This window comes from Rhodococcus sp. IEGM 1305 (genome assembly GCF_030058635.1).
GTDB lineage: Bacteria > Actinomycetota > Actinomycetes > Mycobacteriales > Mycobacteriaceae > Rhodococcus_F > Rhodococcus_F opacus_D.
The window spans coordinates 117,851-144,343 of sequence record NZ_JASHKX010000012.1 but is presented as its reverse complement, the minus strand read 5'-3'; the positions used below and the strand labels follow the sequence as shown (position 1 = coordinate 144,343).

Below are 26,493 nucleotides of genomic sequence, written 5' to 3'. Positions count from 1 at the left end.
GAACGAGACGGAGCCGCCAATCGTGGGTTAGGCCACGGCGTCGACCTCACACTTTCACGATTCAATGGACCACAATCTAGAACGTGTTCTAGTATCGGGAGCATGCAGCGACTCAGCGGTCTCGACGCGTCCTTCCTCTACCTCGAAACGTCGACGCAACTCCTCCACGTCTGCGGAGTCATCATCCTCGACGCGTCGACGGTTCCGGGCGGCTACACGTTCGCCCAGCTCAAGGCGGAACTCGGCGCGCGCACCGAGGCGATTCCCTCGTTCCGGCGCAAGCTGCAGGACTCGAAGTTCAACCTCGACCACCCCGTGTGGGTCGAGGACACCGACTTCGACATCGACCGGCACTGCCATCGCGTCGCGCTCCCGGCGCCCGGCGGCCGCGACGAGCTGGCCGAGCTGTGCGGTGACATCGCAGGCATTCCCCTCGACCGCGCCCGGCCGCTGTGGGAGATGTGGGTGATCGAGGGTCTCGAGGACGGCTCCGTCGCCGTCATGTCGAAGATGCACCACGCCGGGGTCGATGGCATCACCGGCGCCAACATGATGGCCCAGCTGTGCGGCCTCGAACCGGACGCACCACGCCCCGGCCCCGACGACTCCGCCGAGAGGGCGGGACAGGCCAGCACACTCGACATCGCCGTCGGCGGGCTGCTCGCCGTCGCGTCCCGGCCCGCGAAACTGCTGAGGATCGTCCCGCAGAGCCTGACACTGCTGCCCCGCTGGATCGGCCGGGCCCGCCGCGGCGCCGCCATGCCCGCGCCGTTCACCGCGCCGCGCACGTCCCTGAACGGCACGTTGACCAGTCACCGCAATCTCGCGTTCACCCAGCTCGACCTCGAGAAGGTCAAGACGGTCAAGGACGCGTTCGACGTCAAGGTCAACGACGTGGTGCTCGCACTGTGCTCGGGCGCACTGCGCAAGTACCTGCAGAACCGCCGGGAGCTGCCCGACAAGTCGCTGGTCGCCATCGTCCCGGTCTCGGTCCACGGAAAGTCGGACCGGCCGGGCACCAACCAGGTGTCCGGCATGTTCACTCAACTCGGCACCCAGATCGAGGATCCGGCCGAACGCCTGCTCGCGATCGGCGAGCACAACTCGACATCGAAGGAGCACAACGAGACCCTCGGCGCGAGCCTGCTGCAGGACTGGTCCCAGTTCGCCGGGCAGGCCGTGTTCGGCACCGCCATGCGCCTCTACTCGACCCTCGGCCTGGCGGAACGGCATCCGGTGGTCCACAACCTGGTGATCTCCAACGTGCCCGGGCCGTCGGTCCCGCTGTATTTTCTGGGCGCCCTGATCAAGGCGATGTATCCGCTGGGCCCGATCTTCCACGGCGCCGGGCTCAACGTCACGGTGATGTCGCTGAACGGTCAGCTCGACGTCGGCCTGATGAGCTGCCCGGAACTCGCACCCCACCTCTGGGACCTCGTCGACGCGTTTCCCGCGGCGTTGGACGAGCTCGTCGAGGCAGCGGGGAACCGGTCGTGAACCCGCCGGTGCGCTGCGGGAATCCCGAAGCGACGTAGAGTCAGCTGTCATGTCCGAAGTCACCGACGACGCCTCGTCACCCGGCCCCGCCGAAGAGCCCGGCCGGCAGATCGTTCCCCTGCTCGCACCCCGGGACGGCGTGCCCGACGTCGTGACCACGGCGGAAGGTGTCGCGAAGGCCGCGGCCGCGCTGAGCGAGGGCACCGGGCCGCTGGCCGTCGACGCCGAGCGGGCGTCCGGCTTCCGCTATTCGGCGCGGGCGTATCTCGTGCAGTTGCGCCGGGAGGGTGCGGGGACGGTGCTCCTCGACCCGATCCCCACCGCCGCCGATCTCGCCCCGCTGGCGGAGGTGATCAACCCGCTGGAGTGGATCCTGCACTCCGCGGACCAGGATCTGCCGGGGCTCGCGGAGATCGGTCTGGCTCCGGCGACACTGTTCGACACCGAACTGGCGGGGCGCCTCGCCGGGTTCGAACGGGTCGGTCTCGCCGCGATCGTCGAGCGGACGCTGGGCCTCGAACTGCGGAAGGGTCACGGCGCCGCCGACTGGTCGAAGCGGCCGCTGCCCGATTCCTGGTTGAACTATGCGGCCCTCGACGTCGAGGTTCTCGTCGAGTTGCGGAACGTGATGGCCGCGGAACTCGACGGGCAGGGCAAGAGCGAGTGGGCTGCACAGGAATTCGAGCACATCCGGCTCGCGGGGCCCCCGAAGCCCAAGGCCGACCGCTGGCGGCGGACGTCACACATCACGTCGCTGAAGACGCAGCGGCAACTCGCCGCCGCCCGCTCGCTGTGGCAGGCCCGCGAGGACCTCGCCCGCAAACGCGACGTCTCCCCCAGCCGGGTCCTGCCGGATGCGGCGATCATCGACGCTGCGACGAAGGACCCGCGGAGCATCGAGGCACTCCGGGCGCTGCCCGTCTTCGGCGGTCCCCGTCAGCGGCGGCACTCCCGGATCTGGCTGCAAGCGCTCGAGGATGCCCGGGCGCTGCCGGACACCGAACTGCCACCGAAGACCCCGCCGTTCACGGGACCGCCGCCGGCGAGCCGGTGGGCGCGGCACGACCCCGACGCCGCCGAGCGGCTGACGGCGGCCCGCGCCGCGCTGGCCGCTCTCGGCGAGGAGGTGTCGGTGCCGGTGGAGAACCTGGTGACCCCGGAACTCGTCCGCAGGTTGTGCTGGGACTGGTCGGCCCCCGAGGGCGGCGACGTCGAGTCGGCGATCGACCGGGTGCTCGACGCGGGCGGTGCCCGCCCCTGGCAGCGGATGCTGACGGTGCCCGTGCTGGCGAGCGCGCTGCTCTCCGCCGCCGAGCAGAAGGGTTCCGGCGACTGATCGACTGCACCGACGCGCGGGGTGAGCGCGTGAATTCCCGATGAGGTACCCATTAAGTTACCCGCGAGTAACGGTAGGGGTACGCTGGTCTGGAGGCCGGACGCCTGGCCGTGATCCGGAACCAAACTGCTCCATCAGGAGGAATTCGCGTGGCTCCATCCACCACAACCCAACGCAACGTCGTGTTCGTCGACGGCATCCGCACTCCGTTCGGCAAGGCCGGCCCCAAGGGCATCTACGCGGAGACCCGCGCGGACGACCTCGTCGTCAAGACCATCCGCGAGCTGCTTCGCCGTAATCCGCAGCTCGACCCCGCGCGCATCGACGAGGTCGCCATCGCCGCGACCACCCAGACGGGCGATCAGGGTCTCACCATCGGCCGCACCTCCGCAATCCTGGCCGGGCTCCCCGAGACCGTCCCCGGTTTCGCGATCGACCGCATGTGCGCCGGCGCCATGACGTCCGTCACCACCACCGCGTCGGGCATCGGCTTCGGCCAGTACGACGTGGTGATCGCGGGCGGCGTCGAGCACATGGGCCGCCACCCGATGGGCGAGGGCGCAGACCCGAACCCCCGGTTCCTCGCCGACCGCCTCGTCGACCCCAGCGCGCTCGTCATGGGCAACACGGCCGAGAACCTGCACGACCGGTTCCCGACCATCACCAAGGACCGCACCGACGCGTACGCCGTCGCGAGCCAGAACAAGTACGAGGCCGCCCGCAAGGCCGGCTTCATCGCCGACACCCTCGTGCCCGTCGCCACCCGCTCCGCCGCGGGCTGGGGCCTGGCCACCGAGGACGAGCCGCCACGTCCGGGCACCACGCTCGAGGACCTCGCCAAGCTGAAGACGCCGTTCCGCCCCGCGGGCCGCATCACCGCGGGCAACGCGGCCGGTCTGAACGACGGCGCGACCGCCGCCCTCCTCGCCGGTGAGGACACCGCGCTCGAACTCGGACTGCCGATCGGCATGCGCATTGTCGGATTCGCGTTCCAGGGCGTCGACCCCGCCGTCATGGGCATCGGCCCGGTGCCGGCCACCGAGAAGCTGCTGGCCCGTACCGGCCTGAAGATCGAGGACATCGGCCTGTTCGAGATCAACGAGGCCTTCGCCGTTCAGGTCCTCGCGTTCCTCGAGCACTACGGCATCGCCGACGACGATCCGCGAGTCAACCAGTGGGGCGGCGCCATCGCGTGCGGCCACCCCCTCGCGTCCTCCGGTGTCCGCCTGATGACCCAGCTGTCCCGCCAATTCGCCCAGCGCCCCGACGTCCGCTACGGCCTGACCACGATGTGCATCGGTCTGGGCATGGGCGGAACCGTGATCTGGGAGAACCCGAACTTCGATGGAGCCAAGTAGATGACCGACATTGCAACGGCATTCGCCGACGAGGTCGTGACCAACGCGTACACCAAGATCGTCGCCGTACCCGGCATCGAGGGCCCGGTCGCGCTGATCACCCTCGACAACGGTTTCGACCACACCAAGCCGTCGTCGTTCGGCCCAGGCGGCCTGAAGGCCCTCGACGCCGCACTGGACGAGGCGTTCGCCGCCCACCCCGTCGCGATCGCGATCACCGGTAAGCCCTTCATCTTCGCCGCAGGCGCGGACCTCAAGGGTGTTCCGAGCATCACGAACCGTGAGCAGGCGCTCGAACTCGGCCGGCTCGGGCACAAGGTGTTCCGCCGGCTGCGCGAATCGTCGGTGCCGACGTTCGCGTTCGTCAACGGCGTCGCACTCGGCGGCGGGCTCGAGGTCGCGCTGCACAGCCACTACCGCACCGCATCCGAGAGCGCGGGCGCACTGGGTCTGCCCGAGACGTTCCTCGGACTGGTTCCGGGCTGGGGCGGAACGCAGTTGCTGCCCAACCTCATCGGCCCCTCGAACGCCGTCACCGTCGTGCTCGAGAACGCGCTGAACCAGAACAAGACGCTCAACCCGAAGAAGGCCCTCGAACTCGGCGTCGTCGACGCGGTGTTCGGTTCGGCCGACTTCCTCGAGCAGTCGTTCGCCTGGGCCGCGCAGGTCCTGGCCGGCGAGATCACCCCGGCGCGTCCCGAGATCGACCGGGGCAAGGGCTGGGACGACGCGATCGCCCGCGCGAAGGCGATCGTCGAGGGCAAGACCAAGAACAACGCCCCCGGACCGGTCAAGGCCGTCGAGCTCCTCGAGCTGGCCCGGACCACCGATCTCACCGATCCCGCGGCGCTCGACAAGGGCTTCGCCGCCGAGGACGAGGCGCTCGCCGACCTGCTGCTCGCCGACGAGCTCCGCGCGGGCCTGTACGCGTTCGACCTGGTCAACAAGCGTGCCAAGCGTCCCGCAGGCGCACCGGACAAGTCCCTCGCCCGCAAGGTCACCGGCGTCGGCATCGTCGGTGCCGGTCTGATGGCCAGCCAGCTCGCGATGCTGTTCGTCCGCCAGCTCAAGGTGCCGGTCATCCTCACCGACATCGACCAGGAACGCATCGACAAGGGTGTGGGCTACGTCCACGGCGAGATCGACAAGCTGCAGGGCAAGGGCCGGTTGTCCCCGGACGCGGCGAACCGTCTCAAGGGTCTCGTGTCCGGCTCGCTGGACAAGGCCGCGTTCGCGAAGACCGACTTCGTGATCGAGGCCGTGTTCGAGAACCTCGATTTGAAGAAGAAGATCTTCGCGGAACTCGAGGAGCACATCGCCCCGGAGACGATCCTGGCGACCAACACGTCCTCGCTGTCGATCACCAAGATGGCCGCGGACCTGAAGCACCCAGAGCGGGTGGTCGGCTTCCACTTCTTCAACCCGGTCGCCGTGCTGCCGCTGCTCGAGGTCATCAAGGGCGAGAAGACCGACGACGCCACCCTGGCAACGGCATTCGCCACCGCCAAGGCGCTCAAGAAGTCGGCCGTCGGCTCCGCCGACCTGCCCGGGTTCGTCTTCAACCGGCTCCTGATCCGCACCCTCGGTGAGGTCATGAACGCGGTTGACGAGGGCACCCCGTTCGAGGTGGCCGACAACGCCATCGCCGAACTCGGCATGCCGATGACCCCCTTCACCCTGCTGGCCCTCGTCGGGCCTGCGGTCGCGCTGCACACCGGCGAGACCCTCGCCGAGGCGTACCCCGAGCGCTTCCACAACTCCCCCGGACTCGAGGCGCTGGTCGAGGCCAAGAAGTCGGCGGTGTGGAGTTACGGTGCCGACGGCAAGCAGGTCGTCGACCCCGAGGTCGCCGAACTGTGGAAGCAGGGCGACAAAGCGTCCACGTCCGAAGAGGTTCTGGAGCGCACGCGTCGCGCGTTCGCCGAGGAGATCCAGATCATGCTCGACGAGGGTGTCGTCGCCGCGGCCGAGGACATCGACCTCTGCCTGATCCTGGGCGGCGGATTCGGCTTCTGGAACGGTGGCATCACGCCGTACCTGGACCGCACCGGCACGTCCGAGGCCGTCAACGGCAAGCGGTTCCTGGCACCGGGCGTCGCGAGCGTCTGACCCGGAGGTGAGTGGCAATGTGTGCCCCGGCACACATTGCCACTCACCTGCTCAGGACACGGGGACGTGATCGGCGGCGACGAGCGCCTGGCGGGCGTACGCCCGCACGTCGGCGTCCGTGTCCTCGAGGGCCGTGGTCAGCGCGCCGACGGCGGCGCGGTCGCCGGACCACCGGCCGAGCGCGAGGACGGCGGCCTTGCGCACGTCGAGGTGCGCATCCGTCAGGGCGTCCGCCAGCGCGGGCACCGCGAGTTCGGGGTCCGCTCCGGCGAGTGCCCGTGCGGCTCCCTGCCGGATCTGCCAGGCCGACTCCCGTAGCGCCGCCGTCGCGACGGTCACGTCGTCACCGTCGCAGCCCAGACTCGCGAACGCCGTGAGCGCGGCAGCGCGCACCAGCGGGTCGCGGTCGCCGGCCAGTGCGCGCACGGTGTCGACACCACCGATCCCGATGGTGGCCAGGCCGTGCGCGACGGTGATCCGCACTTCGCGGTTCTCGTCGTGTGCCCCCGCTGCCACCGATTCCCACCGGTCCAGCGAGACCAGCGCCCGCACCGCTTCGATCCGGACGTGGTGATCGCCGTCGGACAGCGCCGTCAGGAACTGCTCCGCCGAACCGGCGTGCAGCGCGCGTAATACGTCGACCACGGCGGCCCGGACCACGGCGTCACCCGACCCCAGGTGGTCGGCCAGTCCGTCCGCGGACGGCAGCACCTCGACGAGTTCGCGCAGGCCGTCGGCGGCAGCGCGGCGCACCGTCACCGCACCGTCACCGAGGGCGTCGACGAGTGCCGCCCCGAATCCGTCGGGGGTTCCTTCCGTCAGCACCGAGAGGGCCGTGACGCGGACCTGCGGGTCGGCGTCGGCCAGATACGGTGCGAGTTCGGCGACACTCGGCGCGTCGAGTCCGAGGACCGCGACGATGGCCGGTGACGACGGCTCCTGCCGGACCGGCGACGCGATGCGCGAGCGCTCCTCCACCGGGGCACGCCCCCCGACCAGCGGCGGCTGCGCGACGGGTACGACCGTCCGGTCCACCGGCGGAAGGGAATCGAGTCCGGGCACCGGCACGAAGTACGGCTCCACCGGGCGCTTGAGGAATTCCATGTCGCCGTTCTCGCCGCGCCGCAGATTCAGGTGGTATCCCCATTCGTCGTCCCGCTGCTCCGGGAGATCCGCCCGTTCGTGGTAGAGCCCCCATCGACTTTCGGTCCTGGTGAGGGAGCTGCGGGACGCCATTTCCGCGCAGTCCCGGATGAACGTGACCTCCGCGCAGCGCATCAGCTCGTGCGGGGTGGTCGCGCCCATCCCGGCGATCTCCCCCGCCATCCGGTCGAACGCCTCGACGGCGATCGACAGCTTCGTCGCCGTCTTCGGCGGCGCGACATAGTCGTTGACGAAGCGGCGCAGCTTGTACTCGACCTGCGGCTGCGGCGGCCCGTCCGGGTTGCGCAGCGGCCGGTAGATCAGCTCGTGCGCGGCGGCCAGTTGCTCCGCGGGCAGCGCCGTCGGCGCCTCGACGCCGGGCAGGGTGCCGGTGGCGTGCGCTCCGGCGAGGTCGCCGTAGACGAAGGCGCCGATCATGTAGTTGTGGGGGACGCACGCGAGGTCGCCTGCCGCGTACAGGCCGGGGACGGTGGTCGCGCCGTGCTCGTCCACCCACACCCCGGACGCGGAATGTCCGCTGCACAAGCCGATCTCGGAGATGTGCATCTCGATGTCGTGGCTGCGGTAGTCGTGGCCGCGGTTCGCGTGGAACGTGCCGCGGGTGGGGCGTTCGGTGGTGTGCAGGATCGATTCGAGCGTGTCGAGGGTTTCCTCCGGGAGGTGGCTGACCTTCAGATAGATGGGACCGCGGGCGGATTCGATCTCGCTCTTGACCTCGCTCATCATCTGCCCCGACCAGTAGTCGGAGTCGACGAACCGCTCCCCCTCGGCGTTCACCTGGTAGCCGCCGAACGGGTTCGCGACGTACGCGCACGCCGGACCGTTGTAGTCCTTGATCAGCGGGTTGATCTGGAAGCATTCGATGCCGCTCAGTTCGGCTCCCGCGTGATAGGCCATCGAGTAACCGTCACCGGCGTTGGTCGGGTTCTCGTACGTGCCGTAGAGGTACCCCGACGCGGGGAGCCCGAGCCGGCCACACGGACCGGTCGCGAGGATCACCGCCTTCGCCCCGACCGCGACGAACTCGCCGGTGCGGGTGTTCAGCGCCGCGGCCCCGACGGCACGGCCGTTCTCCGTCAGCACCCGGACGGGCATCAGGCGGTTCTCGATGCGGATCTTCTCCCGCATCTTCCGCTGCCGCAGCACCCGGTAGAGGGCCTTCTTCACGTCCTTGCCCTCGGGCATCGGCAGCACGTACGAGCCGGAGCGGTGTACCCGGCGGACCGCGTACTCGCCGTACTCGTCCTTCTCGAACTTCACGCCGTACTTCTCGAGGCGCTGCACCATCGCGAATCCGCGGGTCGCCGTCTGGTACACGGTCCGCTGGTTGACGATTCCGTCGTTGGCTCTGGTGATCTCGGCGACGTAGTCCTCGGGTTCGGCCTTGCCGGGGATGACGGCGTTGTTGACGCCGTCCATTCCCATTGCGAGCGCGCCGGAATGGCGCACGTGTGCCTTCTCGAGCAGGAGCACGTTCGCGCCGTTCTCGGCGGCGGTCAGCGCCGCCATCGTGCCGGCGGTGCCGCCACCGATCACGAGCACGTCGCAATCGAGACGGACGGCGTCGGCGAGGTCGGGGATGTCCATCAGGTCTCCGAAGTGTGGTTCAGTGCGGCGAGCACGTCGGCGCGCGCGGCACGGGTGTCGGGGTGGTCGAGGTGGTCGCGGTCCCGGGGGTGCGGGATGTCGACGAGCGCCCGCAGCGGCTCACCGGCCCGGCCGAGCACCGCGACGCGGTCGCCGAGCAGCACCGCCTCGTCCACGTCGTGGGTCACGAACACCACGGTCGTCGGGTGGGTGCTCCACGTGTCGACGAGCAGTCGCTGCATGACGCCGCGGGTCTGGGTGTCGAGGGCGCCGAACGGCTCGTCCATCATCACGGCCCGCGGCGCCCCGGCGAGGCCGCGCGCCAACTGCACTCGCTGGCGCATGCCGCCGGACAGGTTCTTGGGCAGGAAGTCGCCGAACCCGGTCAGACCTACCTCCGCGATCCAGCGATCGGCGGTCTCACGGCGTCCCTTGCGGGGTTCGCCGCGGAGTGCGAGGGCCAACTCGATGTTCGAGCGCACCGTGCGCCACGGGAGTAGCGCGTTGTCCTGGAAGACGACGGCCCGGTCCCGGGACGTCGACTCCACCGCCGCGCCGTCGGCGACGACGCGGCCCGAATCGGGCGGCAGCAGACCGGCCAGTGCGCGCAGCACGGTGGACTTGCCGCACCCCGAAGGTCCGGTGAGCACGAGGATCTCGCCGGGAACCACGGTCAGCGACAGCGAACGGATGACGGGGTTCCCCGTGTAGGACAGGGTGACGTCGTCGAGGACCAGCGCCATGCCGGCGGCAACGGACGCTGTTGCGGTGGCGGTCATGCGCGCTCCCCTCGTGGCAGCCAGCGGGTGACGCGCCTGCCGAGCAGTTCGACTGCGCCGGACGTCGCGAAACCGAGGATGCCGATGGTGATCATGCCGACGAAGACGCCGGGATAGTCGACGATCGTGTACGCCTGCCAGGTGCGGTACCCGACTCCGAGCCTGCCGGAGATCATCTCGGCGGAGATCACACAGATCCACGCCACCCCGATCCCGACGGACAGTCCACCGAAGACGCCCGGCAGGATTCCGGGCAGCACGACTCGGGACAGCACGTCCCAACGTCCGCCCCCGAGCGTGCGCACGGAGTCCTCCCACAATGTCGGGAGGGCCCGGACGGCGTGCCGGGTGCTCACCATGATCGGGAAGAACGCGGCGACGAACGTGATGAACACGATGCCGGCCTCGTCGCTGGGGAACAGCAAGATCGCGACGGGCACCACCGCGATGGCAGGGATCGGACGTGCGAGCTCCGTCAGCGGACCGAGGACGTCGGCGAACAGTTCCGATCTGCCGAGGGCGATTCCGGTGGCCACACCGACCACCGTCGCGAGTCCGAATCCGCTGAGGATGCGAATCAGCGACTGCCCGAGGTCGAGGTAGAACAGGTCGCTCTGCAGCTGGGTACCGAACGCGGACACGACGTCGGTGACGGTGGGGAGCGTGTCGAACCGCAACCACACCCGCACGTCGTTGGCGGTCAGCACCTGCCATGCGACGATCGCCACGATCACGGACGTGATCCGCACGAGGCGTGACCGCCACGGCGAGGTTCGTCGGCGCGTCGATGCCGGATCGTGTTCTTCGGCAGCGACTTCGGTGTCGACCAGGACCGTCGGCTGGTGCAGGGTGGTCACTGCCGCACCTCCTCGACCGCGCGGTCGTACGTGATCACGGCGCCCGTGGGGTGTGCGCGCAGGTACCGGTCTGCCGCGGCACCGGTGGTGAAGGGCAGGAAGTTGTCGCCGTCGCGCACCCACACCGATTTGTCGGCGAACCACCGGGTGCCCAGTTCGGCGTCGGGGACGTACGCGGCGCGGACGGTGCGGCCCTCGGCCCGGGCCTGTTTCACCGCCCGGAGCAGGCACGTCGGGTTCGCGGCCGGTTGCGTCTCGGTGGCGCCGTCGAACCAGACCTCCCCGGCCAGCGCCGGATCGCCCGGGGCGGTGGCGCACACGGGATCGGTGCCGGTGACCGACGTCGGGTTGGCCGTGGACGCGAGCGCGGCGTCGTAGTCCTGCCCGTCGGCCTCGAACGCGGACCGGAGCGGAGCGTCGTTCACGAAGCCGTCGACGTCGAGGTCGGCGAAGTCGCCGATCGACTTCAGGTACGGCACATCTTTCTTCAGCGCACCGATCAGGCCCGGCTTGAGCGTGGTGTCGAACGAGGTGCCGCCCGGACCGTTGTACAGGTACACGACCTCCTGGGGCAGGCCGCTCGCGTCGGCCACGATCCGCGACGCCTCGAGCGGTTGCGTCTGGACGAACCGCGTGGCGTCGAGCTGTGCCCGGAGGAACGCGTCGAGAACCTCGGGGTGTTCGTCCGCGTACGCCTCACGGGCCACCACACCGTGCAGAGTCGGGGTTCGGAGTTCGGCGCCGTCGTACAGCAGCTTGGCCTTGTCCTGGAAAACGAGAAGCCCTGGCCAGGCGACGAACTGCGACAGCGCCGCCACCTGACCGGATTCCAGGGCCGAGGATCCGACCTGCGGCTGCTGATTGAGCACCTCGACGCCGGTGCCCGGGTCGATTCCGGCGCGGTCGAGGGCCTGGACGAGGGTGCCGTGGCCTGCGGAGCCGACGCTCGCGGACACCTTCGTGCCGGCCAGGTCGCCGAGTGTGGTGGCCGGTGAATTCGGCGGCACCACCACCATGTTCAGTGCGCCGTTCGGGTTGTAGCCGGTGACCGAGACGATCTCCGTCTTCGAGCGCGGGTTCGCCTGGGTGCGGGAGCCGTTGATCAGCATCGGGTAGTCGCCCATCGATCCGATGTCGATCTTCTCGGCCACCATCTGGGCGGTGATCGGCGCACCGGTGTCGTAGTCCTGCCACTCGACGGAGTACTTCGTCCCGGTCTGCTCCGTCACGTCCTGCAGGCGTTGTTCGAGGTATCCCTGTGCGCGCAGCAGCGTTCCGGCGGTGACGGTGTTGATCGTCTTGGACTGGTACCCGATCACGAGCGTGACCGCGTCACCGTTGTCGGCCGACGGTTCGAGGGAGCAACTCGTGGCCACGAGGGTCAGTGCCGCGGCGGCGATCGCGAGGGTGGAAGAGCGTCGCTTCATCTGGGTGGTCTTTCGCTCAGCGGAGGAGGTACGGCATGTTCACGGTGACCGCGCCGGTCGGGCAGCGGGCCGCGCAGGGACCGCAGTACCAGCATTCGTCGACGTGCATGAAGGCCTTGCCGTTCTCCGGGTTGATGGCCAGCGAATCGAGCGGGCAGATCTCGACGCACAGGGTGCAGCCCTCGATGCACAGCGACTCGTCGATGGTGACGGGTACGTCTGCTCGTTGATTGACCAAGGTCATGAGGTGAGCTCCCAGTTCGTGATGTCGGGTCGGCGGACGAGGCTGCTGCGCATGGTGATTCGGTCACCGCGCATGCGGATGTATTCGAGGTCGACGGGACGTCCGTCGACGAGCCGAGTGAGGCGTTCGAGCAACAGGAGCGCCGCACCCTCGGGCGTCTGGAGGTTCGCGGCGGAATGGGCGTCGGCGTTTACGGATTCGATCGCCAGATCGGCGGAGCCGAGGGGCTGACCGCAGACTTCCTCGATCAGCGCGAACACGTCGTTGGTTTCGAGGTCGTGACCGAGGATTTCGGCTCCGATGTCGGGGACGAGGTAGGTGAGGTCCAGGCTGAGCGGCAGGTCGCCGAGGTACCGCACCCGTTCGATGTAGACGGCGGGTTCGCCCGGCTCCAGCTGCAGGCGGCGGGCGACGGCAGGTGGCGGGCTGATCTCCAGGGCGGCGCGGACGTCGTTGCGGACGTCGCCGTGCCCCTTCAGAGTCTCCTTCAGCCCGAGGAGGGCGTCGAGACCGTGGTCGTACTTGCGCTGCGCCACGTGGGTTCCCACCCGCGGGGCCCGGTCGATGAGCCCCTCCTGCTTGAGCAGTGCCAGTCCGTCGCGTACCGCATTGCGCGACACACCGAACTCGGCGGCCAGCTCCGATTCCGACGGCAATCCGCGCTCGGCGAAGGAGTCCGCGTGGATCTGCTGGCGGAGCAGGTCGGCGAATCTGCGCGCATGGTCCGCGCGGGAACTGCGCGACGCCGTCAGGAGGGGAGTCGGATTCACCACCATGGTTTCCTTCGTCGATAGTGCGTGTGAGCTGGACGAAGACAAACGCTAACGGCAGTCGGCGGGGCCCGGAGTCGCCGCGAACCGCCGCTCGGGGCGCCCCCGCGAATCGGCCGGGTCCGCGCCGGGCCCGAGCCGCCTCACCAGCCAAAACCCGGCAACGACCCGGAAATGCGCCAGGCCGGGCCGGGCCGGGAAGTTTCAATCAGGGTGATTCGAAGTCGCGACGTCCGCCCGGGGAGCACTCGAGTCTAGGTTAGGCTTACCTTCTGTTTTCGTCCCGAAGGAGTCGTTGCCGTGTTCGCACCCACCGCCAGACGTCAGATCGCAGTCGCACTCGCCGTGGCAAGTTCGTCCCTCTTCCTCGCCGCGTGCTCGTCCGGTGACAACGGAGGAACCACGGAAGCGTCCGGTGAAGGGTTTCCGGTCACCATCGAGAACACGTTCGGATCGACCACCCTCGACGGGGCACCCGAACGTATCGTCACGCTCGGATGGAACGCCCAGGACGTCGTCTACGCGCTCGGCGAGACACCGGTCGGCATGCCGAAGTACACGTACGGCGCCGAGGCGAACGGTGTGATGCCCTGGCTGCAGGACCGATTCGATCCGTCCCAGACCACGTTGCTCGACACGGCCACGTCCACCCCCATCGAGGGCGTCGCCTCGCTGGCCCCCGATGTCGTGCTCGCCCCGTACGAAGGGTTCGACCAGGCGACGTACGAGAAGCTGTCGGGAATCGCCCCCACGGTGGCGTACCCGGACAAGGCGTGGCAGACCACGTGGCAGGACCAGACCACGCTGGTCGGACAGGCACTCGGCAAGAGCGCCGAGGCGGAGCAGCTGGTGGCCGGTCTCGACGACACCCTCGCTCAGACCGCCGCCGCGCACCCCGAGTTCGCCGGCAAGACGATCTCGGTGATCAACTTCGACACCGACGCCGCGACGGTCAACGTCTACATGCCCTCCGATCCCCGCGTCCAGGTGCTGACCCAGCTCGGGTTCACCGTGTCTCCCGGTGTGCAGAAGCTGGCCGCTGCCAATGATCCGGACAAGTTCTTCGCCGACATCTCCGTGGAGAACATCTCCGATGTCGACGCCGACGTCGTGGTCGCGTTCGTCCCGGAGAACACGACCGTGGCCGCGAACCCGGCCTACGCGAATCTCGGTGCCATCGGGCGTGGAACCGCGGTCGCGCTGTCGGACACGAAGATCATCTCGGGGCTCAGCCAGACCAGCGTTCTCGCGACCCCGTGGGTTCTGGACAAGCTGACACCTCAGCTGAGCGAGGCCGCCACGAAAGCGGGTGCCTGAACTCCCGCCTGACAGGCGGTGTCGGGCGTAGCGTGATTCGAGACACAAATTTCCGCTGTGCCCGCATCAGGAACGCTCGCCGAAAGCAGGTATGCGATGACGCAGATGTCCGAAAGACACACCGCGAAGGTCATCGGCGTCACCGTCGCCGCCGCGGTCGGTGGATTTCTCTTCGGTTTCGACAGCTCGGTCATCAACGGTGCCGTCGACTCCATTCAGGGCCACTTCGAACTCGGATCGTTCTTCACGGGCTTCGCCGTGGCGATCGCACTGCTCGGATGTGCTGTGGGCGCATGGTTTGCGGGTCGCCTCGCGGACCGCTGGGGCCGCAAGAAAGTGATGCTGCTCGGTTCGGTGCTGTTCGTCGTGTCCTCGCTCGGAGCGGGTCTCGCGTTCAGCGTCCCCGACCTGATGCTGTGGCGCGTCCTCGGCGGTCTCGGCATCGGTATCGCGTCGGTCATTGCGCCCACGTACATCTCGGAGATCGCGCCGGCCCGCTACCGCGGCGCGTTGGCGTCGCTACAGCAGTTGGCCATTACTCTCGGCATCTTCGCCGCGCTGCTGTCGGACGCGGTGCTGCAGAACGCCGCGGGCGGCGCCTCCAACGAGTTGTGGCTGAACCTCGAGGCCTGGCGCTGGATGTTCATCGTCGGTGTGGTCCCCGCGGTCGTGTACGGCATTCTCGCCCTGCTCATTCCCGAGTCACCCCGCTACCTGGTCGGCAAGCACCTCGATCAGGAAGCGGCCGACATCCTCGCGAACATCACCGGTGAAGTCGACCCACACGAGCGTGTCTCCGAGATCCGGCTGACCCTCCGCCACGAATCGACGGCGTCGTTCGACGACATTCGCGGCCCGAAGTTCGGGCTGCAGCCCATCGTCTGGGTCGGCATCTTCATGGCCATCTTCCAGCAGTTCGTGGGTATCAACGCGATCTTCTACTACTCCACCACGCTCTGGAAGTCGGTGGGCTTCACCGAGAACGAGTCGTTCACCACGTCGGTGATCACGTCGATCATCAACGTGGGCATGACGTTCGTCGCCATCCTGTTCGTCGACCGGATCGGCAGGCGCATCCTGCTCATGGTCGGCTCGCTCGGCATGTTCGTGAGCCTGCTCATGGCCGCAATCGCCTTCTCCCAGGCGACGGGCAGCGGCGACGACGTCGTGCTCCCCAGCCCGTGGGGGGCGGTCGCCCTGATCGGCGCCAACCTGTTCGTGATCTTCTTCGCCTCCACCTGGGGCCCGGTCATGTGGGTGATGCTGGGCGAGATGTTCCCCAACAACATGCGCGCCTACGCACTCGGCATCAGCACGGCGGCGAACTGGATCGCGAACTTCACGGTCACGCTGGCATTCCCGCCGCTCACCCGCTCGGTGGGGCTGTGGTTCCTGTACGGGCTGTTCGCGTTCTTCGCGTTGCTGTCGTTCTTCTTCGTCCGGTCGAAGGTCCGGGAGACGAAGGGGATGGAGCTCGAGGAGATGCACACCTGACCCAGGCACATACGGATCCGGCCGAATCACACTGTGATTCGGCCGGATTTCTGTGCAACGGCTCAGCCCTGCTGCTTCTCCGCGCGCTGCGCATCGAGGTCGGCGACGACGCCGTTCTGCTGCTCGGGGCGCAGGTTCCCGAGGCCGGCGAACCATCCGGTGATCTGCCGGGCGACGTCCTGCGCGGTGAGGCCCAGCTCGGCGTGGATCTGCGCGCGCGACGCGTGGTCGAGGAACTGTTGCGGAACACCGAGATCACGACAGGGGACGTCGACCCCCGCCGCCCGCAGCGCGGCGGACACGGTGGAACCGACACCGCCGTGCAGTCCGCTGTCCTCGACGGTGACGACCATCGTGTAGTCCTCGGCGAGCTTCACCAGCGACTCCGGGACCGGCAGGACCCACCGCGGGTCGACGACAGTCGCCGAGATGCCCTGCTGTTCCAGGCGTTCCGCCGCGGCGAGCGCGAGACCGGCGAACGCGCCGACCGACACGACGAGCACGTCGTTCCGCCCGGAGGGGGCACGAAGGATGTCGACGACGCCGTCGAGGCGGCTCACCGCGGGTACGTCGTCGCCGACGGTGCCCTTCGGGAACCGGAGCGCGGTCGGACCGTCGTCGACCGCCAGTGCCTCGTCCAGTTCCTCCCGCAGGGTGGCGGTGTCGCGGGGAGCCGCGACCTTCATTCCGGGGACGATGCCCAGCAGCGACATGTCCCACATGCCGTTGTGGCTGGCGCCGTCGTTGCCGGTGATACCCGCGCGGTCGAGAACGAGGGTGACGGGAAGCTTCAGCAACGCCACGTCCATCAGCAGCTGATCGAACGCGCGGTTGAGGAACGTCGAGTAGACCGCGACCACCGGGTGCAGGCCGCCCAGGGCGAGGCCGGCCGCCGACGTGACGGCGTGCTGCTCGGCGATCCCGACGTCGAACATCCGGTCGGGGTATTTCTCGCCGAACGCGGCGAGACCGGTGGGGCCCGCCATCGCCGCGGTGATCGCCACGATGTCCTGCCGGTGACTCGCCTGATCGATCAGCTCGGCCGAGAACACCGACGTCCAGTCGGCGGACGCCGACCCGGTCGCCTTACCGGTGAGCGGGTCGATCACGCCGGTCGAGTGCATCTGATCGGCGACGTGGTTCTCGGCGGGCGCGTAACCCATGCCCTTGCGGGTGACGGCGTGGACGATGACCGGGCCACCGAACGCCTTCGCGCGGCGCAGCGCGGATTCGAGCGCGGCCTCGTCGTGTCCGTCGACCGGTCCGAGGTACTTGATGCCCAGGTCCGTGAACATCACCTGCGGGGCGACGGCGTCCTTGAGGCCCGCTTTCATGCCGTGGAGGACCGAGTAGGCGGTCCGACCCACCCAGGGAAGTTTCTTCACCATCCGGCGGCCGCTGTCGAGGATGCGTTCGTATCCCGGCTGGAGGCGGAGGGCGGCGAGGTGGTCGGCGAGACCACCGATGGTCGGTGCGTAGGAACGACCGTTGTCGTTGACGACGATGACCACCGAGCGGTCCTTGCCTGCCGCGATGTTGTTCAGGGCCTCCCAGCACATGCCGCCGGTCAGCGCACCGTCACCCACGACGGCGACGACGTGGCGGTCCTGACCGGTCAGTTCGAAGGCCTTCGCGAGGCCGTCCGCGTACGACAGCGACGCCGATGCGTGCGAGGACTCGACCCAGTCGTGATCGCTCTCCGCCCGGCACGGGTACCCGGACAGGCCACCCTGCTTGCGGAGCGAGTCGAAATCGTCCTTGCGACCGGTGAGGATCTTGTGGACGTACGCCTGGTGGCCCGTGTCGAAGATGATCGGGTCGGCGGGCGACTCGAAGATGCGGTGCAACGCGAGGGTCAGTTCGACGACGCCCAGGTTGGGGCCGAGATGACCACCGGTCGCCGCGACCTTCTGCACGAGGAACTCACGAATCTCCGCGGCGAGCTGCTTCATCTCCGCCGAATTCAGCTGACGAAGATCGTCAGGCGTCTGGATACGGGCAAGAACACCCAACGAGATCGCTCCCTCCGTGATGCACGCGGCCTTGCGTGCCTCTGCCGTGGCTTCGTGTCACGTCACAGTGGAACCAGTCTACGGAGCCGCCGGAGTGCGGGACACACGGTAGGGGCCGGTGCGGCCCGGTATCGCGGGCTCGTCCTCGGGCATCCCGGCCACGACCGTGACCGGCTTCACACAATTGTGCCGCCGGACGGGCCCCGCGGAACACCCGACAGCGTCGTGAACAGCCTCTAGGGTCGACTCATGAGCACCGTCGTGGACGCGCTGATCGGGAAAGTCTTCGCCGCGACCCGGGAGAACCGCAGCGGCGAGCTCGCCGACTACATTCCCGAACTCGCCGCCGTCGCCCCCGACTCGTTCGGAATCTGCATCGCCACAGTGGACGGCTACGTGTACGAGGTCGGCGACACCCGCCTGCCCTTCACCATCCAGTCCATCTCGAAACCGTTCACGTACGCCCTGGCGCTGGCCGACCGCGGGTCCGACGCGGTCGCCGAGAAGATCGACGTCGAACCGTCCGGGGAACCGTTCAACGAGATCAGCCTCGACCCGCGGACGGAGCGACCACGCAATCCGATGATCAACGCCGGGGCGATCACCGCCGCGTCGCTGGTGGCCGGCCCGGACCTGGACTCGAGGTTCGAACGGATCCGGGCCGCGTACTCCCGGTACGCCGGACGGGACCTGACGTTCAACCGGTCGGTGTACGAGTCCGAGTCACGGACCGGGCACCGCAACCGGGCGATCGGCCACATGCTGCGCTCGTTCGACATCATCACCGGCGACCCCGACGAGGCGGTCGATCTCTACTTCCGCCAGTGCTCCATCGACGTGACGTGCCGGGACCTGAGCCTGATGGCCGCGACGATGGCGAACAACGGCGTCAACCCCGTCACCCGGGACACTGTTCTCGAACCGGCCCTCGTCGAGCGCGTCCTGAGCGTGATGTCGACGTGCGGCATGTACGACGCCGCAGGCAAGTGGGTGTACGAGGTGGGGTTGCCTGCCAAGAGCGGCGTCGGCGGCGGCATCGTCGCGGTCCTGCCGGGCCAGATCGGCATCGCCGTCTACTCGCCGCGCCTCGACGCGCACGGGAACAGCGTGCGCGGGGTGGAGGCGTGCCGGGCCCTGTCGAACGACCTGGAGCTGCACTTCCTGCACGTCACCCGCGCCGCCCGGTCGGCGATCCGTGCCACGTACTCCGTCGTCGACAGTCCGTCGCGGATGCGGCGCACTCCCGCCGAGCGGGCCGCCCTCGACGACGTCGGCAAGCGCAGCCGGATCTACGAGTTGCACGGGGACCTGCTCTTCGCCGGCGCGGAGTCCGCGGTGCGCGAGATCGGCGGGGTCGAGAACGAGCTCGAGGTCGTGGTGGTCGACGTGCGGCGGGTGGACGACGTCGGCAGCATCGCGCGCCGCATGCTCGAGAGTCTGCGCGACGAACTCACCCGTCGCGGCTGCGCGGTCGCCCTCGTCGATCCCGCGGCCCTGCTCGGCTACACGCATTCGGATCTCACCGGTGCGGGCGGCCGGGTGTTCGCCGACCTCGAAGCCGCATTGCAGTGGTCCGAGGACACCCTCCTCGATCGGCACTGCGCCGCCCTTCGCCAGCCGGCGACCATCGACGTCGCGCACCATCCGGTGCTGGCCGGGCTGCGACCGGAACAGTTGCGGCGACTCACCCGCGACCTCGACATCCGCACGTTCGCTCGCGACGAGCAGATCATCCAGCGAGGCGACCGGGCGTGCGGGCTGTTCCTGATCCTCTCGGGCCGGGTCAGCATGAGGGTCACCGATTCCGGGGGCGCCGTGTACCGGATCATGACCCTGTCGACGGGCATGACCTTCGGCGAGATGACGATGCTGCTGGACCTACGCTTTCTCAATGACGTGTGCGCCGACTCCGAGGTCACCGTCGCCGTTCTCCCCGCGGATCGGTATGCCGACATGGCCGCGACGGAGCCCGGACTCAAACTCGCCCTTCTCGAACGACTGGCTGCCGGCGCCTATGAGCAACTCGACGTGATTCTGCGGTCGCTGCTTCGGCCCTGATCGAGGATCGCCCACGGGAAAATCCGATTGCCCGAACCGGAAAAATCGGACAGGCTGGGGCTCGGAATCGACGACGCTCGAATCGAAAGCAGGGTGCAATGCTCACAGCGACAAAGCTGGCCATCGAGACGACGGGACTCGTCAAGACGTTCGGATCCACCCACGCTGTCGACGGCCTGGATCTGGCCGTCCCCCTCGGCGGCGTGTACGGCGTCCTCGGACCGAACGGCGCGGGCAAGACCACCGCGATCCGGATGCTGGCCACGCTCCTGCCCCTCGACGGTGGAACGGCCACCGTGCTGGGCCACGACGTCGCGAGCGAGCCGGACGCCGTGCGCAGCAAGGTCTCCCTCACCGGACAGTTCGCCTCGCTCGACGAGGATCTGACGGGCAGCGAGAACCTGCTGCTGCTCGGCCGGTTGTACGGGTACTCCCGCGCGGCGGCCCGCACCCGGTCCGAACAGTTGCTGACCGCGTTCGGGCTCGACGAGGCGGGCAACCGGCAGGTGAAGAACTACTCCGGTGGTATGCGCCGCAGGCTCGACATCGCGGCCAGCATCATCGTCACTCCCGAGATGATCTTTCTCGACGAGCCCACCACCGGTCTCGACCCGCGCAGCCGCAATCAGGTGTGGGAGATCGTCCGCGCGCTGGTGGCCGGCGGAACGACGGTGCTGCTGACCACGCAGTACCTCGACGAGGCCGATCAACTCGCCGACCGGGTGGCCGTCATCGACCACGGCAAGGTCATCGCGGAGGGCACCACCGGCGAACTGAAGGCCTCCGTCGGATCCGGGGCCCTGCACGTGCGGGTCACCGACATCGCCACCCGTCCCGCCGCGGCGGCGCTGCTGCGGGACGTGCTCGAGGTGCCGATCGTCGAAGAAGCCGACCCGGCCGCCCTGACCGCCCGTATCGACGACCCGGCCCGGGTCGCGCGGGCGCTGCCCGCACTCGACGACGCCGGAATCGCCGTCAGCACATTCGCGTTGGGGCAACCGAGCCTCGACGAAGTCTTCCTCTCCCTCACCGGCCGACCCACCGAGGAGCATGCGTCATGACCTCCACCACCGACCGGACCACCGACACCGCCACCGCGGTCGCCGACGTCCTGAAGATGCCCGGCCCGAGGCCCGCGAGACCCACCGCGTGGTCCACCTCGCTCTCGTTCGGCTGGCGAGCTCTGCTCAAGATCAAGCACGTCCCCGAGCAACTGTTCGACGTGACGATGTTCCCGATCATGTTCACGTTGATGTTCACGTACCTCTTCGGGGGTGCGCTGGCCGGTTCGACCAGCGCCTACGTCCAGTTCCTGCTGCCGGGCATCCTGGTGCAGACGGTCGTCATGATCACCATGTACACCGGCCTGACGCTCAACAAGGACATCGAGAAGGGGGTGTTCGACCGGTTTCGGTCGCTCCCGATCTGGCGTCCGTCTCCACTCGTGGGCGCGTTGCTCGGTGACGTCGTCCGCTACACGATCGCCTCGATCATCGTCCTGCTCCTGGGGCTCGTCCTGGGGTTCCGCCCGGACGGCGGGCTCGTCGGTGTGGTGGCGTCGATCGGCCTGCTGCTGCTGTTCTCGTTCAGCCTGTCCTGGATCTGGACGATGTTCGCGATGCTCATGCGTACCGAGCAGGCGGTCATGGGGGTGTCGATGTTCATCCTGTTCCCGCTGACATTTGCCAGCAACATCTTCGTCGACCCCGCAACGATGCCGGGCTGGCTACAGGCCTTCGTCGGCGTCAACCCGATCAGCAAGCTGGTGACGTCCATTCGCGGGCTGATGGCCGGGACGGTGGAGATGGCGGATCTCGCCATCGTGTTCGGGTGGTGCGCCGGGTTCGTGGTGATCTTCGGACCCCTGACGATGCGCCTGTACAACCGTAAGTCCTGACGGTGGCGACGGATCACGCCGAGAGATCGGTGACGGTACGCGGATCCGGAATCGTGTCGGCGATTCCGGATCTCGTGCGCGCCACCGTCACCGTGACCGCGACACGTCCCGCGGTGGCCGATGCGTTCGAGGCCGTCGCCCGGTCCACCACGGCGGTCACGGACACCCTGCGCGGGTACGGCGTCTCGGGGCCCGACCTCGCGACCACCGGCCTTTCCGTGCACTCCGAGACCACGTGGACCGAGGGCCGGGGCAGCGAGGTGACCGGCTACACCGCCGCGACGACGCTGCAGATCACCGTCCGCGAGGCCGGGGCGTCCGCGTCGTCGTCGGCGCAGGTGGTGGCCGCCTGCGTCGGCGCGGGTGGCGACGACATCCGGCTCGGCGGACTCGAATTCGACTTCTCCGACCCTGCCGCGCTGACGGCGTCCGCTCGGGACCGGGCCTGGGCCGATGCCCTCGCCAAGGCGGAGCAGTATGCCTCGCTGTCACGTCGTGCACTGGGCGAGGTGCTCGACATCTCGGAAGTCGACACCGGGGACGTGCCGCCGCGGCCGGTCGCGAAGGCGTTCGCGGCGGCCGACTCCCCGATCGCCGTCGAACGCGGCGAGAAGCCGACGCGCGTCGACGTCCGGGTGCGGTGGCGTCTGGTCTAGACCCGCGGGCCCCGCTGCTGGACCGACGCGGCGAACGTGTCGTTGAGCTGAGTCAGCGACGTCACCGCCGCGAGTGCTTGTTCCTGGGACCAGCCTTCGAGCATGCCGCGCAGCCGTTCGGCCCGGCGCTCGGTGGTCTCGCGCAGAATGTCCATCCCGTTCGGCGACACCCGAATGCGGGAGGCACGCTTGTCGTGGGGGTCGGCGGCGCGCGACACGTATCCCGCGTCGACCAGTTCGGAAATCTGCCTGCTCAGCGAGGACTGACTGACGCACAGGTCGGCGGCCAGTTCGTTCTGGCGGCACTCCCCCCGGGCGGCGAGCACGAAGAGCACGCTCGTCAACGCGGGCGGGATCGGGGTCTCGCCGCTCGCGGAGACGACCGCCCGCAACGACCGCCCGAGTGCGAACACCGCATCGACGAGCGCTTGCGCAGTATCTGCCTGTACCGACATCCAGTCCCCGTCCCACACACCCACTACCTGCGGGCCGACTATAACGTTTTGTTGCGTTCGGTAACGATGCGCCGCTGTCAGCGCGTCAGCAACGCGATGCACTCCACGTGGTGGGTGAGAGGGAACGCATCGAACGCGCGCAGCTCGTCGACATGATATCCCTGCGCGAGGTACAGACCGATGTCGCGGGCGAACGACGCCGGGTCGCATCCCACGTGCACGACCCTCTCGGCGCCCGCGGCGGCGACCGCGTCGATCACGTCACGCCCGGCACCCGCACGCGGCGGATCGAGCACCACGACCTGCGGCGGGGAGGCGAGCCCGGAGACGGCGCGCTCTACCCGGTCGGAGTGGAACCGCACCTGCGGGAGGTCGGAGAGCGCGGCCTTCCCGTCCGACACGGCCTGGCGTGAGGACTCGACGGAATCCACGTGTCCGGACGGCCCGGCATCGCCGGCGAGGGCGGCGGCGAACACACCCACTCCCCCGTACAGGTCCCATGCGGTCTCGCCCGCGGACATCCCGGCCCATTCGGCGACCACTGCCGAATACGTTTCCGCGGCCCCGCGATGCGCCTGCCAGAACCCGGTGGCGGCCAGCGCCCATTCCCGGTCGCGCACCCGCTCCACCGGGCGACCCGATCCGACGACCACCCGCTCGGCGCGTGGCGCACCGCTGGCGGCGCGGCGAGCCATGGCACCGCGGCGCCCGGGACTCGTGCGGCCGGTCCGCGACACCTTCGGCGGAGCGATCTCGACCACGTGCCGCTCCCCCGCGCCGTCGAGGACGATCTGCACCTCGCTGCCGGGCTTCCAATCGTGCTCGCTCACACCGTCGTAGGCGGCCGGCTCGATCTGCGGGCACGCCAGGTCCGTGACGATCCCGGAACTGCGGTGCCGGTGATAGCCGGGGCGGCCGTCCGGGTCGACGGCGAGCCGTACCCGCGTGCGCCAGCCGGTGCCGTCTCCGGTGCCGGGCAGTTCCTCGACGTCCACGTCCCGCTGCACACGTGCGAGCCGCGCCAACTGCTCGGCCACGACCTGCGCCTTCATGTCCCGCTGCACGTGCAGGCTCGCGTGCGAGAAGTCGCAACACCCCGCGCCGCCCGGACCCGACACCGGGCACACCGGGGTGACCCGCTCCGGGGACGCGTCGAGGATCTCGATCGCGTCGGCCCGGCAGTAGGACCCGCCGCGATCCTCGGTGACGAGGGCGATCACCCGCTCGCCGGGCAGTCCGTGCCGCACGAAGACCACGCGGCCCTCATGGCGGGCGACGACGAAACCGCCGTGCCCGGGATTTCCCAGCCGCAGTTCGAAGCGGCGGTCCGACCAGTTCTCACTCAACGCTTCTCGCCCGTCACTTGTCGTCGGGTTCGTAGCCGCGGCGTGACGCCCCGGCCGTGTATTCGATGTTCAGTGTCTTCGCCTTCTCGGACGAGTTCAGTTGCCACGGAACGCTGGTGACCATCACACCTGGCTGGAACAGCAGGCGGCTCTTGAGCCGCAGCGCACTCTGGTTGTGCAGGATCTGCTCCCACCAGTGCCCCACCACGTACTCGGGGATGAACACGGTGACGACGTCCCGCGGCGAATCCTTCCGGACGCGCCGCACGTAGTCGAGCACGGGTTTGGTGATTTCGCGGTACGGCGACTCGATCACCTTGAGCGGCACCGCGATGTCGGTCTTCTCCCACTGGCGCACGAGCGCCCGGGTGTCGGGTTCGTCGACGTTCACCGTGATCGCCTCGAGTGTGTCCGGCCGTGTGGCCCGGGCATAGGCGAGCGCCCGCATCGTCGGCATGTGCAGCTTGGAGACGAGGACGATGGAGTGAGTCCGGCTGGGCAGCACCCCGTCCCATTCCTGTTCCTCGAGCTCCCGCGCGACGCTGTCGTAGTGCTTCCGGATCATCTTCATCACGACGAAGATGGCGACCATGGCCACGATCGCGATCCAGGCGCCTGCCGCGAACTTCGTGATGAGCACGATGATCAGGACGGCGCCGGTCATGGCGAGGCCGATGGAGTTGATCACCCGGGAGCGGTGCATCCGCCGGCGCTGAGCCGGGTCGTTCTCGGTCTTCAGGTGCCGGGTCCAGTGCCGGATCATGCCCGTCTGGCTCAGCACGAACGAGACGAACACGCCGACGATGTACAGCTGGATCAGCTTGGTCACCTCGGCGCCGAACAGGACGACGAACGCGATCGCCGCCCCGGACAGGAACAGGATGCCGTTGCTGAACGCCAGGCGGTCGCCGCGGGTGTGCAGCTGCCGGGGCAGGTAGCGGTCCTGCGCGAGGATCGAGCCGAGCACGGGGAACCCGTTGAAGGCCGTGTTGGCGGCGAGCACAAGGATCAGGGCCGTCACGATCGCGATGAAATAGAAGCCGATGGGGAAACCGCCGAACACCGTCTCCGCGATCTGCGCGATCAGAGTCTTCTGGTGATACCCGGCGGGGGCGCCGATCAGCTGTTCGGCCGGGCTGTGCGCGTACACGATCCCGATCTTCTGGGCCAGGATGATGATGCCCATCAGCAGCACGATGGCAATCGACCCCAGCAGCAGCAGCGTGGTTGCCGCGTTGCGGGACTTGGGCTTCTGGAAGGCGGGAACACCGTTGCTGATCGCCTCGACACCGGTCAGTGCCGCACAGCCGGAGGAGAAGGCCCGCGCGATCAGGAACGCGAACGCGATCCCGTACAGGTGGGAGTCCTCGGCTTCGAGTTCGAATCCGGACGATTCGGCGCGCAGGTCGTCGCCGAGGACGAAGATCTGGAAGAACCCCCACAGCAGCATCAGGGCCATGCCGGCGATGAACGCGTATGTCGGGATCGCGAAGGCTGCACCGGATTCACGGATGCCACGCAGGTTGATGGCAGTCAGCAGCACGATGGCCGCGACCGCGAACAGCACCTTGTGCTGGGCCACGAACGGCACCGCCGAACCGATGTTGGACGCGGCCGACGAGATGGAGACCGCGACCGTGAGGACGTAGTCCACCAGTAGGGCGCTGCCCACGGTCAGACCCGCGTTGGGACCGAGATTGACGGTCGCGACCTCGTAGTCGCCGCCGCCCGACGGGTAGGCGTGCACGTTCTGCCGGTAACTGGCGACCACCACCGCCATCACCGCGGCGACGGCAAGTCCGATCCAGGGGGTGTAGGCGTAGGCGGAGATGCCCGCCACCGATAGTACGAGGAAGATTTCCTCGGGGGCGTAGGCCACCGACGACATCGCATCGGAGGCGAAGACCGGGAGGGCGATCCTCTTGGGAAGCAGCGTGTGCCCGAGCTTGTCGCTCCGGAAGGGTCTGCCTAGCAGTAGCCGCTTTGTGGCGGTCGAGAGCTTTGACACTGCCAAAGCGTAAGCCGTCCGCAGAAAACCTGGACCCTCACCCACCAATGTGTCCGGATTGCGATCTCTGTCTCGGTTGCTCTTCCGCCTGGGCACTGTACGGTTCGATTCGGTACGCACGT

General features: G+C 68.6%; 20 protein-coding genes. 10 read left to right on the top strand and 10 right to left on the bottom strand.

The features are described from left to right. Positions 1–102: 102 nt before the first annotated feature. The 4 genes from QM693_RS19275 (at position 103) to QM693_RS19260 (ending at position 6,300) form a co-directional block, all read left to right on the top strand. Positions 103–1,497 (top strand): WS/DGAT/MGAT family O-acyltransferase, encoded by a 1,395-nt coding sequence (locus QM693_RS19275; RefSeq protein WP_283353153.1) that lies wholly within the window; start codon positions 103–105, stop codon positions 1,495–1,497. A gap of 49 nt (positions 1,498–1,546) precedes the next feature. Continuing rightward, entirely contained in the window at positions 1,547–2,833 is a 1,287-nt protein-coding gene (locus QM693_RS19270) for a ribonuclease D (RefSeq protein WP_280783333.1), read from the top strand. A 149-nt stretch (positions 2,834–2,982) separates the two neighbouring features. After that, complete coding sequence (locus tag QM693_RS19265; RefSeq protein WP_283353152.1) at positions 2,983–4,191, top strand: thiolase family protein; 1,209 nt, start codon at positions 2,983–2,985, stop codon at positions 4,189–4,191. Continuing rightward, positions 4,192–6,300, top strand: coding sequence for a 3-hydroxyacyl-CoA dehydrogenase NAD-binding domain-containing protein (locus tag QM693_RS19260; RefSeq protein WP_283353151.1), 2,109 nt, complete (start codon positions 4,192–4,194; stop codon positions 6,298–6,300). It abuts the gene before it with no gap. A 51-nt stretch (positions 6,301–6,351) separates the two neighbouring features. Here QM693_RS19260 and QM693_RS19255 read toward each other — a convergent pair whose 3' ends face one another. From QM693_RS19255 to QM693_RS19230, 6 genes are read right to left on the bottom strand one after another with little or no spacing between them, the layout of a single operon-like run. Then, on the bottom strand, positions 6,352–9,051 hold the full coding sequence (locus tag QM693_RS19255) for a fumarate reductase/succinate dehydrogenase flavoprotein subunit (protein ID WP_283353150.1): 2,700 nt from the start codon (positions 9,049–9,051) through the stop codon (positions 6,352–6,354). After that, positions 9,051–9,830 carry an ABC transporter ATP-binding protein gene (locus QM693_RS19250; RefSeq protein WP_280783329.1) on the bottom strand — a complete coding sequence of 260 codons (780 nt, stop codon included), beginning with the start codon at positions 9,828–9,830 and terminating at the stop codon, positions 9,051–9,053. The genes QM693_RS19255 and QM693_RS19250 overlap by 1 nt, the downstream gene beginning before the upstream one ends. Further along, a complete protein-coding gene (locus QM693_RS19245; RefSeq protein ID WP_280783328.1) occupies positions 9,827–10,687 on the bottom strand; it encodes an ABC transporter permease in 861 nt (286 codons plus the stop codon). Before QM693_RS19245 ends, QM693_RS19250 begins: the two co-directional genes overlap by 4 nt. Then, positions 10,684–12,114 carry an ABC transporter substrate-binding protein gene (locus tag QM693_RS19240; protein ID WP_280783327.1) on the bottom strand — a complete coding sequence of 477 codons (1,431 nt, stop codon included), beginning with the start codon at positions 12,112–12,114 and terminating at the stop codon, positions 10,684–10,686. The genes QM693_RS19245 and QM693_RS19240 overlap by 4 nt, the downstream gene beginning before the upstream one ends. 16 nt (positions 12,115–12,130) lie before the next feature. After that, positions 12,131–12,358, bottom strand: coding sequence for a 4Fe-4S dicluster domain-containing protein (locus tag QM693_RS19235; RefSeq protein ID WP_005240903.1), 228 nt, complete (start codon positions 12,356–12,358; stop codon positions 12,131–12,133). Then, a complete protein-coding gene (locus QM693_RS19230; protein WP_280783325.1) occupies positions 12,355–13,134 on the bottom strand; it encodes a GntR family transcriptional regulator in 780 nt (259 codons plus the stop codon). Before QM693_RS19230 ends, QM693_RS19235 begins: the two co-directional genes overlap by 4 nt. A 294-nt stretch (positions 13,135–13,428) precedes the next feature. Here QM693_RS19230 and QM693_RS19225 point away from each other — a divergent pair, with 294 nt between their 5' ends. Both QM693_RS19225 and QM693_RS19220 read left to right on the top strand, forming a co-directional pair. Then, positions 13,429–14,445 carry an iron-siderophore ABC transporter substrate-binding protein gene (locus QM693_RS19225; protein WP_280783324.1) on the top strand — a complete coding sequence of 339 codons (1,017 nt, stop codon included), beginning with the start codon at positions 13,429–13,431 and terminating at the stop codon, positions 14,443–14,445. A 96-nt stretch (positions 14,446–14,541) separates the two neighbouring features. After that, on the top strand, positions 14,542–15,939 hold the full coding sequence (locus tag QM693_RS19220) for a sugar porter family MFS transporter (protein ID WP_280783323.1): 1,398 nt from the start codon (positions 14,542–14,544) through the stop codon (positions 15,937–15,939). A gap of 62 nt (positions 15,940–16,001) precedes the next feature. Here the strand turns inward: QM693_RS19220 and dxs are convergent, their stop codons facing one another. Further along, positions 16,002–17,951, bottom strand: a complete 1,950-nt coding sequence (gene dxs / locus QM693_RS19215) for a 1-deoxy-D-xylulose-5-phosphate synthase (protein ID WP_283353149.1) — start codon at positions 17,949–17,951, stop codon at positions 16,002–16,004. 249 nt (positions 17,952–18,200) lie between these two features. Between dxs and glsA the strand changes: the two genes are divergently transcribed. From glsA to QM693_RS19195, 4 genes are all read left to right on the top strand, one after another. After that, positions 18,201–20,009, top strand: a complete 1,809-nt coding sequence (gene glsA / locus QM693_RS19210; protein ID WP_283353148.1) for a glutaminase A — start codon at positions 18,201–18,203, stop codon at positions 20,007–20,009. Positions 20,010–20,107: 98 nt separating this feature from the next. After that, positions 20,108–21,070, top strand: a complete 963-nt coding sequence (locus tag QM693_RS19205) for an ATP-binding cassette domain-containing protein (protein WP_283331901.1) — start codon at positions 20,108–20,110, stop codon at positions 21,068–21,070. Then, positions 21,067–21,906: an ABC transporter permease gene (locus QM693_RS19200; RefSeq protein WP_280783319.1), complete on the top strand. Its 840-nt coding sequence runs from the start codon at positions 21,067–21,069 to the stop codon at positions 21,904–21,906. The genes QM693_RS19205 and QM693_RS19200 overlap by 4 nt, the downstream gene beginning before the upstream one ends. Next, positions 21,903–22,562, top strand: a complete 660-nt coding sequence (locus QM693_RS19195) for an SIMPL domain-containing protein (RefSeq protein WP_317567526.1) — start codon at positions 21,903–21,905, stop codon at positions 22,560–22,562. The genes QM693_RS19200 and QM693_RS19195 overlap by 4 nt, the downstream gene beginning before the upstream one ends. On the opposite strand, the gene QM693_RS19190 is transcribed toward QM693_RS19195, so the two are convergent. From QM693_RS19190 to QM693_RS19180, 3 genes are all read right to left on the bottom strand, one after another. Continuing rightward, positions 22,559–23,017 carry a MarR family winged helix-turn-helix transcriptional regulator gene (locus QM693_RS19190; protein WP_005240874.1) on the bottom strand — a complete coding sequence of 153 codons (459 nt, stop codon included), beginning with the start codon at positions 23,015–23,017 and terminating at the stop codon, positions 22,559–22,561. The two genes, QM693_RS19195 and QM693_RS19190, sit on opposite strands and share 4 nt — an antisense overlap. Before the next feature lie 77 nt (positions 23,018–23,094). Beyond that, positions 23,095–24,363 (bottom strand): class I SAM-dependent RNA methyltransferase, encoded by a 1,269-nt coding sequence (locus QM693_RS19185; RefSeq protein ID WP_283353147.1) that lies wholly within the window; start codon positions 24,361–24,363, stop codon positions 23,095–23,097. A gap of 13 nt (positions 24,364–24,376) precedes the next feature. Next, a complete protein-coding gene (locus QM693_RS19180; RefSeq protein ID WP_025432406.1) occupies positions 24,377–26,371 on the bottom strand; it encodes an APC family permease in 1,995 nt (664 codons plus the stop codon). Between the last annotated feature and the right edge of the window lie 122 nt (positions 26,372–26,493).